The 13161-nt window shown below is 68.3% G+C and carries 13 protein-coding genes; 8 read left to right on the top strand and 5 right to left on the bottom strand.

Annotated elements, in window-relative coordinates; genetic code table 11:
• Window positions 1–5: 5 nt before the first annotated feature.
• From CIK77_RS11940 to CIK77_RS11930, 3 genes are all read right to left on the bottom strand, one after another.
• Window positions 6–854 carry a carbohydrate ABC transporter permease gene (locus CIK77_RS11940; protein ID WP_087054040.1) on the bottom strand — a complete coding sequence of 283 codons (849 nt, stop codon included), beginning with the start codon at window positions 852–854 and terminating at the stop codon, window positions 6–8.
• Window positions 851–1822, bottom strand: a complete 972-nt coding sequence (locus CIK77_RS11935) for a carbohydrate ABC transporter permease (protein WP_249268485.1) — start codon at window positions 1820–1822, stop codon at window positions 851–853. Before CIK77_RS11935 ends, CIK77_RS11940 begins: the two co-directional genes overlap by 4 nt.
• 93 nt (window positions 1823–1915) lie before the next feature.
• Window positions 1916–3274 (bottom strand): ABC transporter substrate-binding protein, encoded by a 1359-nt coding sequence (locus CIK77_RS11930; protein ID WP_087054039.1) that lies wholly within the window; start codon window positions 3272–3274, stop codon window positions 1916–1918.
• A 231-nt stretch (window positions 3275–3505) separates the two neighbouring features.
• Here CIK77_RS11930 and CIK77_RS11925 point away from each other — a divergent pair, with 231 nt between their 5' ends.
• From CIK77_RS11925 to CIK77_RS11910, 4 genes are read left to right on the top strand one after another with little or no spacing between them, the layout of a single operon-like run.
• On the top strand, window positions 3506–4264 hold the full coding sequence (locus CIK77_RS11925) for a DeoR/GlpR family DNA-binding transcription regulator (RefSeq protein WP_170934054.1): 759 nt from the start codon (window positions 3506–3508) through the stop codon (window positions 4262–4264).
• A gap of 28 nt (window positions 4265–4292) precedes the next feature.
• Window positions 4293–5111 carry a class II fructose-bisphosphate aldolase gene (locus CIK77_RS11920; protein WP_087054037.1) on the top strand — a complete coding sequence of 273 codons (819 nt, stop codon included), beginning with the start codon at window positions 4293–4295 and terminating at the stop codon, window positions 5109–5111.
• Entirely contained in the window at window positions 5108–6100 is a 993-nt protein-coding gene (locus tag CIK77_RS11915) for a zinc-dependent alcohol dehydrogenase family protein (protein ID WP_087054036.1), read from the top strand. The genes CIK77_RS11920 and CIK77_RS11915 overlap by 4 nt, the downstream gene beginning before the upstream one ends.
• Window positions 6097–6804 (top strand): nucleoside/nucleotide kinase family protein, encoded by a 708-nt coding sequence (locus CIK77_RS11910; RefSeq protein WP_114347260.1) that lies wholly within the window; start codon window positions 6097–6099, stop codon window positions 6802–6804. The genes CIK77_RS11915 and CIK77_RS11910 overlap by 4 nt, the downstream gene beginning before the upstream one ends.
• A 63-nt stretch (window positions 6805–6867) precedes the next feature.
• Here the strand turns inward: CIK77_RS11910 and CIK77_RS17710 are convergent, their stop codons facing one another.
• A complete protein-coding gene (locus tag CIK77_RS17710; protein WP_170934030.1) occupies window positions 6868–7041 on the bottom strand; it encodes a hypothetical protein in 174 nt (57 codons plus the stop codon).
• A gap of 168 nt (window positions 7042–7209) precedes the next feature.
• On the opposite strand from CIK77_RS17710, the gene CIK77_RS18170 reads away from it, so the two are divergent.
• Window positions 7210–8403 (top strand): transposase family protein, encoded by a 1194-nt coding sequence (locus CIK77_RS18170; protein ID WP_258861474.1) that lies wholly within the window; start codon window positions 7210–7212, stop codon window positions 8401–8403.
• 142 nt (window positions 8404–8545) lie between these two features.
• On the opposite strand, the gene CIK77_RS11900 is transcribed toward CIK77_RS18170, so the two are convergent.
• Window positions 8546–9685 carry an ROK family transcriptional regulator gene (locus CIK77_RS11900; protein ID WP_249268473.1) on the bottom strand — a complete coding sequence of 380 codons (1140 nt, stop codon included), beginning with the start codon at window positions 9683–9685 and terminating at the stop codon, window positions 8546–8548.
• A 148-nt stretch (window positions 9686–9833) separates the two neighbouring features.
• Between CIK77_RS11900 and CIK77_RS11895 the strand changes: the two genes are divergently transcribed.
• Genes CIK77_RS11895 through CIK77_RS11885 form a run of 3 tightly spaced genes read left to right on the top strand, consistent with a single transcriptional unit; the run spans window position 9834 to window position 13161 of the window.
• On the top strand, window positions 9834–11054 hold the full coding sequence (locus tag CIK77_RS11895) for an Nramp family divalent metal transporter (RefSeq protein ID WP_087053864.1): 1221 nt from the start codon (window positions 9834–9836) through the stop codon (window positions 11052–11054).
• On the top strand, window positions 11051–12100 hold the full coding sequence (locus CIK77_RS11890) for an NAD-dependent epimerase/dehydratase family protein (RefSeq protein WP_087053865.1): 1050 nt from the start codon (window positions 11051–11053) through the stop codon (window positions 12098–12100). Before CIK77_RS11895 ends, CIK77_RS11890 begins: the two co-directional genes overlap by 4 nt.
• Window positions 12100–13161: a dihydrodipicolinate synthase family protein gene (locus tag CIK77_RS11885; RefSeq protein ID WP_087053866.1), complete on the top strand. Its 1062-nt coding sequence runs from the start codon at window positions 12100–12102 to the stop codon at window positions 13159–13161. Before CIK77_RS11890 ends, CIK77_RS11885 begins: the two co-directional genes overlap by 1 nt.

The following is a 13161-nucleotide window of genomic DNA, read 5'->3' as shown; positions in this document are numbered from 1 at the left end:
ATCGATTACTTGATGGCACCCATCGCGAGACCGCGCACGAGGCGCTTCTGCGCCACCCACCCCGCGATGATCACCGGCAGCACGGCGACCGTCGCCGCGGCGCTCAGCACCGCGAGGAACTGCCCGCGACCCGAGACGAAGCTGCCGAGCGCCGGCGGTGCCGTGCGGGCGACCGTGGAGGTGAGCAGGTTCGCCAGGAAGTACTCGTTCCACGCGAAGATGAAGCAGATCAGTGCGGCCGCCGCGATGCCGGGCGCCACCAGCGGCAGCACGATCCGCAGCATCTCGGTGCTGAACTTGGCACCGTCGACCTGGGCTGCCTCGATGATCTCGCGCGGCACCTCCATCAGGAACGAGCGCATCATCCAGACCGCGAGCGGCAGGTTCATGCCGAGGTACAGAATCGTCAGGGCGCTGACGTTGTCGAGCATTCCGAAGTTCTGCAGGAGCAGATAGATCGGGATGATCGCCGCCGCCAGCGGCAGGAACTTCGTCGAGATGAAGAAGAACAGCGCGTCGGTGGATCTCACGATCGGCCGCACCGACAGCCCGTAGGCGGCGGGGAACGCGAGCAGCATCACGATGATCGTCGACATCACGGATGCCGAGAACGAGTTGATCAGGTACGCGGAGAACCCTGAGTCGAACACCCGCGCGAAGTTGTCGAACGTGAGCTCGGTGAGGAACGTCGGCGGATTCGTCGACGCGGCGCGCTCCGGCTTGAACGCCGTGAACACCATCCACGCGACCGGGAAGAAGAACGCGAGCGTGACGACCCAGGTGACGACGGTGAGCACACCGCCGACGACGCGCTTGCGCGCGCGACCCCCACGGGGGACGACTGCAGTGCTCATCTCAGGTCTCCTTCCACCTTGAACATCTTGAACAGCGTGCGCAGCGCGATCGTGGCCACGATGATCGTGACGATCACCGTCAGCACGCCGTATGCGGCGGCCTCGCCGATGTCGAGCCCGATGAACGCGCGTTCGTACAGCAGGTAGGCCATGGTCTTGGTGCCGCCGGTGCCCTTCGTCATGATCGCGATCGGGTCGAACACCTGCAGCATCAGGATCACGCCGAGCAGCACGGCGAGCTCGACGTACTGGCGCAGGTGCGGCAGCGTCATCGAGACGAACGTGCGCAGGGGCCCCGCACCGTCGACCGATGCGGCCTCGATCACATCCTGCGGCTGGCTCTGCAGCCCGGCCAGCAGGATCAGCATCATGAACGGCGTGTACTGCCACGCGAGAGCGATGATCACGGTGGCGACGGGGAAGCTGGTGTTCCATGCAACCGGATCGATGCCGATGAATCCGAGCGCCCAGTTCACGAACCCGGCGTCGTTGTCGAGCATCGACCACTTCCAGATCAGCGCCGACGCGGCCGGCATCATCAGGAACGGTGTGATGAGCAGGGTGCGCGCAAGGCCCTGGCCGAAGAACTTCCGGTCGAGCAGCATCGCGAGCAGCATGCCGACGACGAGCGACACGATCGCGCTGACGCCGACGATGAGAACGGTCGCCCACAGCGAGCTGAAGAACTCGCCGTTCGAGAGCACCCTGGCGTAGTTGTCGAAGCCCGCGAAGCCGCGGTCACCCGGGCGCTGCAGGTTCCAGGTCTGGAACGAGTAGTAGATCGTGATGAGGAACGGCACCTGCGTGATGACGATCGCGACGGCGAGTGCTGGCCACAGCAGGGCGCGGGCGATGCGGAGGTTCTTCCGCTCGCGCGGCGTCATCGGCACCTGGGGTGCCTTGCGCTTGCTGCGCGCTTTCGCTTCGGGGGCGGTCACCACGAGGCGAGTCGAATCGGCGATTGCCATTGCGGACTCCTCGGGAGGGGGTGGTGGGTCGTGTCCGTCGCGGGGACGGCGGGGTGCGGGTCGGGCCGCCTGCGGCCCGACCCGCGGAGAGCGTCACTTCTGCGCGTCTCCCGCGTCCTGGGCGATCCTCTGCCCCGCGGCGAGCGCGTCCTCGACGCTGGCCCGCCCGGCGAAGACCTCGGCGATCTCCTGCGAGACCTGGTTGCCGACGTCCTGGAACTCCGGAATCGTCACGTACTGGATGCCGGTCCACGGCTGCGGATCGACACCGGGCTGCGTCGGGTCGACCGACGTCATGATGTCGTACGTGAGGTCGGCGAAGGCTCCCGCTTCTTCCTGGTACTCAGCGAGCTCGTACGTCGACTGGCGCGATCCCGGGGGCACGCGGCTCCAGCCGAGCTCGTTGCCGACCAGCTCGACGTACTCCTTGCTGGTGGCCCACTGCATGAACTCCCACGCCGCGTCCTTCTTCTCCGAGGACTCCGGGATCGCGAGGTTCCACGCCCACAGCCAGCCGGACTCCTCCGTCTCGACCGTCGGTGCGTGCGCATAGCCGATCTTGCCGGCGACATCGCTCAGGTCGGCGGATTCGACGGAGCCTGCCGCGCTCGTCGCGTCGTACCAGAACGCCGCGTCGCCCTGCGTGAACAGGTTCAGGCACTCGGTGAAGCCGTAGGAGACGGGGTCGGACTCGCCGGCGTCCGCGACCAGGTCGGTGTAGAACTGCACGGCCTCGGTGAAGCCCTCACCGTCGACCTGTGCGTTCCAGTCCTCGTCGTACCAGTTTCCGCCGAAGGTCTGCACGACCGTGGTCAGCGGAGCGAACAGCTCGCCCCACCCCGGCTTGCCGCGCAGGCAGATGCCCGTGGTGTCGTCGTCGTCGACTTCGCGCGCCATCTCGGCGATCTCCTGCCACGTGGGGTGCTCAGGCACCTCGAGGCCCGCTTCGTCGAGGATCTCCTCGTTGTACATCAGGAACGACGACTCGGCGTAGAACGGCACGGCGTAGAGGCTGTCGTCGACCGTGAGCGCGTCGCGCACGGGCGGCATCAGGTCGTCGACGTCGTACTCCTCGGCCGAGGAGTACTCGGTGAGATCGGCGAGCCAGCCGTTCTCGGCCCAGATGGGCACCTCGTACGACCCGATCGTCATGATGTCGTACTGGCCGCCGCCCGTCGAGATGTCGGTGGTGACCTTGTCGCGCAGATCGTTCTCCTCCATCTGCACGAACTCGACTCTGATGTCCTCGTGCTCTTCATGGAAGGCGTCGGCGAGTTCCTGCATGTCGACCATCTGCGGGTTGTTCACGGTCGCGAGGGTCAGCGTCGTGACGCCGTCCTCGCCACCGCCTCCTCCGCCGCCGCCCGCGCCGGCGCAGCTGGCCAGCAGCGCGCCGCTTGCGAGGACGCCGACCCCGACGACGATGCGTCGGCGATTGGAGTGCTGTGTCATGGTGTGCCCTTTCGTCTTCATTGACCGGATGGCATGGCCGGATGTGTGGTTCCGACCGTTGAGCGAACTAAACAATGCCCGATCGCGAGGAAAACCACAAGACCAGATGTGAGTTTGTGACGGAATCGCCACATCCGGATGTGTGTTTGTGTTGCGATTGCGGCCGCGGCGGGCCACAATTCAAGAGGGCGCCCGACATCGGGAGCCCGGCCCGCATCGCGAAGGAGCGACATGTACCCCGCCGAGCGCCAGAGCGAGATCGTTCGTCTCGCGCGCACAGGCGACGGCAGCGTGATGATCTCCGCCCTGACCGACCACCTCGAAGTCACGGCCGAGACCATCCGTCGCGATCTGTCCGTGCTCGAGCGCCAGGGCATTCTGCACCGGCACCGCGGCGGCGCGATCCTGCGCGATCCCGAGCCCTTCGAAGCCGCGATCGGCAGCCGCAACGAGCGCGAACGCGACGCGAAGCTGTCGATCGCTGCGCGCATCGTCGAGCTGCTGCCGGACGACGGCGTCGTGATGATGGACTCCGGCTCCACGACGCACGTGCTCGCCGAGGTCTTCCCCGACAGGGAGCTCACCGTGGTGACCAACAACATCCCCGCGATCTCGCTGCTGGCCGAGCGGCCCCGGCTGTCGGTGTTCGCACTGCCCGGTCGCGTCCGCCATGTCACGCACGGCGCCGTCGACCTGTGGGGATGGCAGCGGCTCGCCAAGCTGCGCGGCGACGTGGCCATCGTCGGCGCCAACGGGGTGACGTCGCACGGCGCGACGACGACGATCCCCGAGGAAGCCGCGCTGAAGTCGGCGCTGGTGAAGGCCGCGCGCTTCAGAGTGCTCGCGGTGACGTCGTCCAAGCTGGGCCGCGAGTCGTTCTGCCGCTACGCCGACCTCGACGAGTTCGACGTCGTCGTCACCGATTCCGCCGCTCCCCCCGACATCGCCGACGAGATCAGGGCCGCCGGCCCCGAGCTGATCCTCGCCTGATTCCGCACGACTGCCTCAACGGAGATACATGCCCCTCGTCACCACCGACCGCATCCTCGCGGAGCGCCGCGTCGCCGCCGCGTTCAACGTGATCCAGCTCGAGCACGCGGAAGCCATCGTCGCCGGCGCGGAGAGCGCCGCCTCGCCCGTTGTGCTGCAGATCTCGGAGAACGCCGCGAAGTACCACGGGGCGCTTGCGCCCATCGCGCTCGCCAGCCGCCGCATCGCCGAGACCGCGAACATCGACGTCGCACTGCACCTCGACCACGCCGAGAGCGAGGCGCTCGTGCGCGAGGCGCTCCGGCTCGGGTTCACGTCGGTGATGTTCGACGCGGCGACCTCGCCGTACGACGAGAACGTCTCGCGCACCGCGCAGATGGTCGCCGAGGCGCACGAGCACGGCGCGTGGGTCGAGGCGGAGCTCGGCGAGATCGGCGGCAAGGACGGCGCCCACGCGCCAGGCGTGCGCACCGATCCGGATGAGGCGGTCGCCTTCGTCGAGGCGACCGGAGTCGACGCGCTGGCTGTCGCCGTCGGCAGCTCGCACGCCATGACCTCGCGCGACGCCGCGCTCGACCTCGACCTGATCGCCTCGCTGCGGGAGGCCGTTCCCGTTCCGCTGGTGCTGCACGGCTCCAGCGGCGTCGCCGATGCCGACATCCGGCGCGCGATCGACGCGGGCATGCGCAAGATCAACGTGTCCACGCACCTGAACTCGATCATGACCGCCGCCGTGCGCGACGCCCTCGCCTCGAACGAGCGGCTGGTCGACCCCCGAAAGTACCTCGCGCCGGGGCGCGACGCCGTCGCCCGAGAGGTGACCAGACTCTGTGAGGTGATCTCATGAAGGCCGTCGTCTTCACCCAGCCGGGATCGTTCGAATGCACGACGATCCCCGATCCGACACCGGGCCCGCGCGATGCGCTCATCGAGGTTGCGGCATCCGGCATCTGCGGCACCGACCTGCACATCCTGGAGGGCGAGTTCAGCGACACCTTCCCTGTGGTGCCAGGGCACGAGTTCGCCGGCACGGTGCTCGAGGTGGGCGGTGAGGTCACGCATGTGAAGCCGGGCGACCGCGTCGGCGTGAACCCGTCGAACATCTGCCACGAGTGCCGGTACTGCAAGAAGGGGCTGACGAACCTCTGCGAGATCGCCGGCGGCTACGGCACGAGCTGGAATGGCGGGGCGGCGGAGTTCTGCGCGGTCGACCAGCGCCACCTGGTGAAGCTGCCCGACCACGTCGACGTGCGCGACGCGACGCTGATCGAACCGCTCTCGTGCGCCATCCGGGGCTATGACGTGCTGAAGACGCAGATGGGCAACCGCGCGCTGATCTACGGTGCGGGCACGATGGGGCTGATGATGCTGCAGCTGGCCAAGCGCGCGGGTGTCGCAAGCGTCGAGGTCGTCGACCTCAATCCGGCCAAGCTCGATGTGGCGCGGCAGCTCGGCTGCGACGCCGCGGTCACCAGCGCCGACGAACTCGACAGGCCGTACGGCTGGGAGCTCGTGGTGGACGCGACGGGCAATCAGCACGCGATCCAGGACGGGCTGGGGCGCGTGGACCGCGGAGGCACGTTCCTGCAGTTCGGGGTGGCCTCGTACGACGCGCGCGCCACGATCGAGCCGTACCGGATCTTCCGGCACGAGATCACGATCACCGGTTCGATGGCGACGCTGAACTCCTACGACCGCGCAGCCGACCTGTTCGCGACCGGGGTGATCCCGCCCGAGGTGTTCATCAGCGACAGGGTGCCGCTGGCCGAGTACGGCGACGCGCTCGAGCTGTTCCGCGCGGGGCGCGGGCGCAAGGTGCAGGTGGTGCCGGCATGAGCGCGGCAGAACGCACGACTCCGGATGTCCAGAGCGTGACGGCCGCGGATGCGCGCAGCGCGGTCCCGGATGACGCAGCCGCCGAGCTCGTGACGGTCGACGCCCTGCGCGCTCGCGTGCGCGATCTCGCGGCCACCGGCATCCGGCGCATCATCGGGATCACCGGGGCGCCGGGGGCGGGGAAATCCACGGTCGCCGAGGCGCTGGTCGCCGACGGCGTCTCGGTGCTCGTCGGCATGGACGGCTACCACTTCGCCGACCGCCTGCTGCACGCGCGCGGCCTGCACGGTCGCAAGGGCGCCCCGCACACCTTCGACGTGGACGGCTTCGTCTCACTGCTCGAGCGCATCAGGGCGCAGGAACCGGATGACGGCGAGCTGTACGCGCCGTACTTCGACCCCGAGCTCGACGAGCCGATCGGCAGCTGCGTACCGGTGCACGGCGCCGTGCCCGTCGTGATCGTGGAGGGGAACTATCTGCTGCACGATGACGGCGGCTGGGAGCGCGTGCGCGACCTGCTCGACGAGGCGTGGTTCCTCGACCCGGGCGACGACACCCGCGTCGAGCGCCTGATCGCCCGCCACGAGCGCTTCGGCCGCGACCGCGCGGAGGCGATGGAGCGCGCCACAGGCAGCGACGAGCTCAACGCGCAGCTGATCCGCGCCACCCGCCCCCACGCCGACCGCGTGTTCGCGGTGCGGTGAGAGCGGTCAGCACTGCCGCGAATCGGAGAGTGTCGTCCAGCGAATCGACGAAGTCGCCTGGACTCACCGACGGTGTCGCGCGCCTGCGTCTTTCGTCCGGTGCAGCCAGTACCCACAGAACTCGTGCCAGCGAAGCGAGCGCTCCCGTCGGAGCTCGGTCTGCATGGCGATCTCATCAAGGAAGAGCTGCGGGTTCTTCGGCCCGTAGGTCGTGGTCCAGTAGCTGTTGCCGATCATGTCGCTTCCCCCGGTCGCCCGTGTCCTGCGAGGGTACCTCTGGCCTCCCTCGCATGGAAGGGCACGACTTGACTCAGCTAAAAGGTCCGGGAGCGGCAGCGTGTGCCTCACGTATAAAGGTCCGCGTAACGGTGGTGGTTCCCTGGCCGGATGAGCGGGGAGTTGAGCATGACGGCGCGCCGGGAGATCACGAAGAGGCTGGCGAAAGAGTACCGGTCGCAGGATCGGGCCGGGAAGGCGCGCATCCTGGACGCGCTGGTCGAGGCGACCGGGTGGCACCGCGACTACGCTCGCCGCGCGATCCGGAAGGCCGAAGCCCGGAAGGGGGCCGCCCGTGACCAGCGCCGCAAGCCGCGCCCGCGGAAGTACTCCTACGACGCGCTCGTGGTGTTGCAGGAGGTATGGGCGCTGGCCGGCCAGCCGTCGGGCAAGTACCTCGCGGCGGTCATGGACGACACCCTCGAACGCCTGGTCCGTTTCAACGAGCTCGGCCGCGTCGCGGCCAGGGTCAGCGACGCGGTGCTGGACGAGCTGCATCAGATGTCGGCCGCGACGATCGACCGGTACCTGAAACCCCATCGCGACGCCCGCCACCCGCAGGCGCTGGGCACGACGAAACCCTCGCACATCCTGCGCTCGTCGATCCCGGTGCACACCGCGATGGACGGCCTCCCGCCGGGGCCGGGGTTCTACGAGCTGGACACCGTCGCGCACTGCGGTCACTCCACCCGGGGCGAGTACCTGCGCACGCTGACCGCGACCGACCCGGTGATCGGGTGGACCCTGATCCGCGGCATCCGTAACAACGCCCACAAGAACGTCAAGGCCGGGATGGACTGGCTCCGGCGGGCCTCCCCGGTCCCGATCGTGGGGATGGACTTCGACAACGGATCCGAGTTCTTGAACTGGTCCGTGATCGCCTGGTGCGACGAACGGGGCATCCCGGTCACGAGAGGCCGCCCCTACCAGCACAACGACAACGCGCACGTCGAGCAGCGCAACGGCGACTGGGTCCGCCGCCACGCCTTCCGCTACCGCTACGAGACCGACCACGAGCTCCGACTCCTGAACGAGCTGCACTCACTGGTCATGAAGCGGAAGAACCACCTGCTGTCCTGCGTGAAAGCCACCAGCTGGACCCACACGAACTCAGGCCGAAAGAAGCGCGTCTACGACAAGCCACGCACCCCCTACCAACGGCTCCTCGACGCCGACGTGCTCGACCAGCGCGCCGCAGAGCGGTTGGCAGCCGAGCATGTGAAGCTGAACCCCGCCGCGATCACTCGCCGCATCATCCGCATCCAGCAGCAGCTCATCGACCTCGCCGCCGCCCGCACCCAGGGCACCCGCCCCGCCGCCTGACCCTCTCTACGCGGACCTTTTACCTGAGGCAAGCACCAATCGCTCCCGGACCTATTGACATGAGGCAAGACGGGGCGGCCGGGCGACACCGTCGCCCGCATGCGAGAGCGGGGCGGCACGGCGCGGGGCGGCGCCGACCCGCTCACTGCCCGGCGGAACTCGGAATGATCGGTGGCACGGACATCCCCACGATGCCGAACACGTCGTCGGCGTGAGTCCGGAATGCGTGCACGAGGGCGCCGTGGGCCGGCGCATCGGCACCCAGCCTGGCTTCGACGACGGGGAGATCGATCGGGTACCCGACCTGCGCGGGGATCGCGCGGCGCAGAGGACCTAGGAATCGCTCGTGCGCACCGGAAAGACCGCCGCCGACCACGATCATCGCCGGGTCGATCGCCATGCTCAGCACGGCGATGCCGTGTGCCACCTCGTCGACGAACCGGGCGATCTCATCGACGGCCGCCTTGTCGCCGGCATCGGCGCGATCGAATACTTCGCGCGCAGTGGGCGCCGACTCCCAGACGATTCGGCCGGTATGCGCCTTGAGCCCTCGAAACGCCACCCGGCCGACATCGCCGGCGATGTGGTGCGCACCCCGCCGCGGGACACCGTTCAGGATGAGGCTCGTCGCGATGCGGTTGCCGACGGAGACATAGAGGATGTCGTCGATGAGCTGAGCCACGCCCAGATGATGCTCCGCGACGGCCGCGAGCCTGACGCCGTTGTCGACGGTGACTGGGCAGGCGAACGTCTCGCGCATACGAGCGGCGATGTCCGCGCCGGTCCACTCCGGGATCACGATCGATCGCACCACCTGCCCGCGGTCGTTCACGATTCCGGGCAGCGCGGTGCCGATGGATCGCACTCTCGCTTGGAGGATCCCCGCTTCGGAAAGCGTTGCGCGGATGCACTCGATCGTGGCGACCAGCTTGTCCGCCCCGCTGCCCGCCTCTTCGATACCGGCGAACTGGCGACTTGCGGCGACGGTGCCCGCAAGATCCGCAACCACCACGCGTACACTCGCGAGCCCGACGTCCACCCCGACGACCACACCCTCGGAGGCGACGAACCGGTACCGCTTTGCCGGTCGCCCCGCCCCTGTCCCCTGCGTCGCCGGCGCGAGCGCGACCAGGCCGCTCCTCGAGAGCTGCGGAAGGGCGTTCTCGACGGATGTGCGTGAGAGGTCGAGTTCCCGGGACAGCTCAGAGAGCGTCGCGGGGCCGAGATCGCGCAGACGCATCGCCGCGCGAGCGGCGACCGATCGCATCTGGCGCTGTTCCAACGATCCTCCTCAGGTCGTGTCGAAAAATTAGCACACGAGCAGGTGAGATTCCGCCCGCACAGTCTGCATTTCTCGAGGGTGGGGCTTGACGAATTATATGAGCATGGTTGCATAATTGGTGCATCCACATGACGAGCAAAGGGGCATCATGAGTTCACAGACGACATCCGGAGCCGCGGCCGGGCACGCACGGTCGCGATGGCGAATCGGCCCCGCATTCGTGACGGCTGCCCTGGTGTTCGGGCCCGGGTCCATCACGACGGCGAGTTCACTCGGCGCAGGCTTCGCGTACGACCTCGTGTGGGTTCCCGTGGTCGCGACGATCCTGATGCTGTGCTTCGTGAACATCGCCGTGCGAATCGGGCTCACCACGGATCAAGGCTCCGTCGGCACCGTCTCCGCCCGCTTCGGTCGCATCGTCGGCATCCTCATCGCGCTGGGGGCACTCGTCGTGGTCGCCTCGTTCCAAGCCGGCAACTCGGTCGGCGCGGGCGCGGCGGCGGAGGTCCTGTTCGACACGAACACGGCGGTTCTCGCCGGCGTCTTCACCGCGGTCGCGATCGCGTTCGTCTGGCTGCCGTCCTTCTACCGCAATCTCGAGCGCGTGATGGTTCCGCTCGTACTGCTGATGCTCGTCCTCTTCGTGATCACCGCAGTCGTCTCGCAGCCCGACCCCGGCGCGCTGCTGCGCGGGCTGATCCCGACCATCCCGACCGGCTCCAACGCCGTCGTCGTGGCAGCCGTGGCGACGACCTTCTCGGTCGTCGGAGCGTTCTATCAGATCACCCTGGTGCGCGAGAAGGGTTGGGGGCCGGATGAGTTCGTGCAGGCCCGGCGCGACGCCAGCCTCGGCACAGTCATCCTCGGCGGCCTGTCGTTCGTGATCATGATCGCGGCCGCCGGCGTGCTGAACCCGGCGGGTGAAACGGTCAGCTCACCCGCCGATCTGGCGGCGGTGTTGCAACCGATCGGCCAGTGGGCACCGGTGCTGTTCGCGATCGGCCTGTGGGCCGCGGCCTTCACCTCTCTCGTCGGAAACGCCACGATCGGCGGCTCGATGCTGGCCGGTGCGATCGGCAAGGAGTCCGGTGGACTGGACTCCCCGATCGTGAAGGTGTGCGTCACGGTCGTCATGGCGATCGGCGGAATCGTCGCGATCGTCTTCGGCGGCATCCCGATCCAGCTGATCCTGACCGCACAGGCGGTCACGATCTTCATCGTGCCGCTGATCGGCCTGGTGATGGTTCTGCTCGCACGCCATCGCGACCGCGGTCGTCTGAAGATCTCGATCCCACAGCTCGTCCTCGCCGGCCTCGGCGTGCTGTTCCTCATCCTCCTGGCCATCACCTACGCAGGGAAGTTCCTATGACCCAGACCGAACCGAACAGAACCGGGTACGCCTCGGAAACGGAGCTCGAGGAGGCGCTCGCGACACCGTCAGACGCACTCGTCGCGGATCTTGCCGCAGGTTCCGGCGACATCGTGATCCTCGGCGCCGGCGGCAAGATGGGCCCGACGCTGGCGACGCTCGCCCGGCGCGGTCTCGATGCCGCCGGGCGGGAGAGCGACGTCGTGCACGCCGTCTCCCGATTCGGCGATGCCGATGTGCGCGCGCGGCTCAACGCCGCGGGCGTCGAGGTCATCCCCTTCGACCTCGTCGATAACGACGACTTCTCCTCGCTTCCGGATGCGGCGAACGTCGTGTTCATGGTCGGAGCCAAGTTCGGTGCCGCCACAAACGCCTCATGGGCGTGGCAGGTCAACGCGGCTCTGCCCGACCGGGTCGCACGGCGCTACCGCGACAGCGCGATCTCCGTGCTCTCCACAGGCAACGTGTATCCCTTCGTCCCTGCGACATCCGGGGGCGCGGGCGAGGATGTGCAGCCAGCGCCGATCGGCGAGTACGCGCAGTCGTGTCTCGGCCGCGAGCGGGTGTTCGAGTTCGGTGCCCAGGAACGCGGCACGCGCGTGTCGATCGTCCGGCTCAACTACGCCGTCGATCTGCGATACGGGGTGCTCGCCGATATCGGGCGCGCCGTGCACGCAGGCGAACCCGTGTCGCTGAGCACCGGCAACGTGAACGTGGTCTGGCAGGGATACGCGAACGAGGTCGTGCTGCGATCACTGCGGCACGCGTCGTCCGACCGCTTCACGATCAATCTCACCGGGCCCGAGACGCTCAGCGTCGAGTCGATCGCCCGACAGTTCGCAGAGCTGCTCGGCCGAGATGTCTCGCTGGTCGATGAGCCGCAGAGTACGGCCCTGCTCAGCGATGCTCGCCGATGCATGGGTCTGTTCGGCTACCCGCAGCTCTCGGCCGACAGCCTGATCCGGTTGCAGGCGGCCTGGCTGCGGGACGAGCTGCCCATGCTCGGCAAGCCCACGAAGTGGGCCGTGCGGGATGGGAAGTTCTGATGGCGACGGTTCCCGTACTGCGCACCGCGGCGGCGCGCACACTCGCAGCAGGCACAGTCATCCCCGCGCATCCGCTGGCGCTGACCGCGCAACGACGACTCGACGAGCGTCGTCAGCGCGCTCTGACACGGTACTACATCGACTCAGGCGCAGGAGGCATCGCCGTCGGCGTGCACACGACCCAGTTCGCCATCCGGGATCCGCAGCACGCGCTGTTCGAGCCGGTGCTCGCCCTCGCCGCGGAGGAGATGTCCGAGCGGGCCGACGACAGCGTCGTACGCGTCGCGGGGGTGGCAGGCGACACCGCGCAGGCAGTCGCCGAGGCTGAGATCGCGCGCGGGCTCGGATACGACGCGGTCCTGGTCAGCCCGCGGGTGCCCGGTGCGACCGATGCGCAGCTGCTGGATCGCGCTCGCGCGGTGGGTGAGGTGCTGCCGGTCATCGGCTTCTACCTGCAGGAGGCGATCGGCGGCCCGGTGCTCCACCGCGATTTCTGGCGCGAGTTCGCCCGGATCCCCTCAGTCGTTGCGGTGAAATCCGCCCCATTCGACCGCTACCGCACGCTCGAACTGGTGCGCGGAGTCGCCGAGTCGGGGCGTGCGGACGAGGTCGCCCTGTACACGGGGAATGACGACGCGATCGTCGCCGACCTGCTCGCGGAGTTTCACGTCGACTCCGCGGACGGGCCGCGCACGCTGCGCTTCGCCGGTGGCCTGCTCGGGCAGTGGGCCGTCGGCACGCGTGCGGCGGTGCGGATGCTGGATCAGGCCCACCGTGCCGCCACCGACCCCGCCGCGTATCGCGAGCTCGGTAGCCAGGCCGTCGACATGGTCGACGTCAACCAGGCGGTCTTCGACCCGCGTCACGCGTTCCACGGGGTCATCGCCGGCGTACACGAGGTCCTCCGGCAGCAGGGGCTGCTCAAGGGCGTGTGGTGCCTCGACCCCGACGAGGGCCTCTCCCCCGGCCAGGCCGACGAGATCGAACGGGTCAGACGCGCGTATCCCGATCTGCACGACGACGCCTTCATCGCGGAGAACCGCGACGCGTGGCTGCGCTAG

Source organism: Microbacterium sp. JB110, assembly GCF_003335195.1.
GTDB lineage: Bacteria > Actinomycetota > Actinomycetes > Actinomycetales > Microbacteriaceae > Microbacterium.
The sequence above is the reverse complement of the archived record's forward strand: the minus strand, read 5'-3'. Positions and strand labels throughout refer to the sequence as shown.

What these genes read in the sequence shown, in the direction of transcription:
- CIK77_RS11925 (WP_170934054.1), top strand. Translation starts at nt 3,506, where the DNA reads ATGTACCCCGCCGAGCGCCAGAGCGAGATCGTTCGTCTCGCGCGCACA.
- CIK77_RS11890 (WP_087053865.1), top strand. Translation starts at nt 11,051, where the DNA reads ATGACCCAGACCGAACCGAACAGAACCGGGTACGCCTCGGAAACGGAG.
- CIK77_RS11910 (WP_114347260.1), top strand. Translation starts at nt 6,097, where the DNA reads ATGAGCGCGGCAGAACGCACGACTCCGGATGTCCAGAGCGTGACGGCC.
- CIK77_RS11940 (WP_087054040.1), bottom strand. Translation starts at nt 854, where the DNA reads ATGAGCACTGCAGTCGTCCCCCGTGGGGGTCGCGCGCGCAAGCGCGTC.
- CIK77_RS11895 (WP_087053864.1), top strand. Translation starts at nt 9,834, where the DNA reads ATGAGTTCACAGACGACATCCGGAGCCGCGGCCGGGCACGCACGGTCG.
- CIK77_RS11885 (WP_087053866.1), top strand. Translation starts at nt 12,100, where the DNA reads ATGGCGACGGTTCCCGTACTGCGCACCGCGGCGGCGCGCACACTCGCA.
- CIK77_RS11920 (WP_087054037.1), top strand. Translation starts at nt 4,293, where the DNA reads ATGCCCCTCGTCACCACCGACCGCATCCTCGCGGAGCGCCGCGTCGCC.
- CIK77_RS18170 (WP_258861474.1), top strand. Translation starts at nt 7,210, where the DNA reads ATGACGGCGCGCCGGGAGATCACGAAGAGGCTGGCGAAAGAGTACCGG.
- CIK77_RS11930 (WP_087054039.1), bottom strand. Translation starts at nt 3,274, where the DNA reads ATGACACAGCACTCCAATCGCCGACGCATCGTCGTCGGGGTCGGCGTC.
- CIK77_RS17710 (WP_170934030.1), bottom strand. Translation starts at nt 7,041, where the DNA reads ATGATCGGCAACAGCTACTGGACCACGACCTACGGGCCGAAGAACCCG.
- CIK77_RS11915 (WP_087054036.1), top strand. Translation starts at nt 5,108, where the DNA reads ATGAAGGCCGTCGTCTTCACCCAGCCGGGATCGTTCGAATGCACGACG.
- CIK77_RS11935 (WP_249268485.1), bottom strand. Translation starts at nt 1,822, where the DNA reads ATGGCAATCGCCGATTCGACTCGCCTCGTGGTGACCGCCCCCGAAGCG.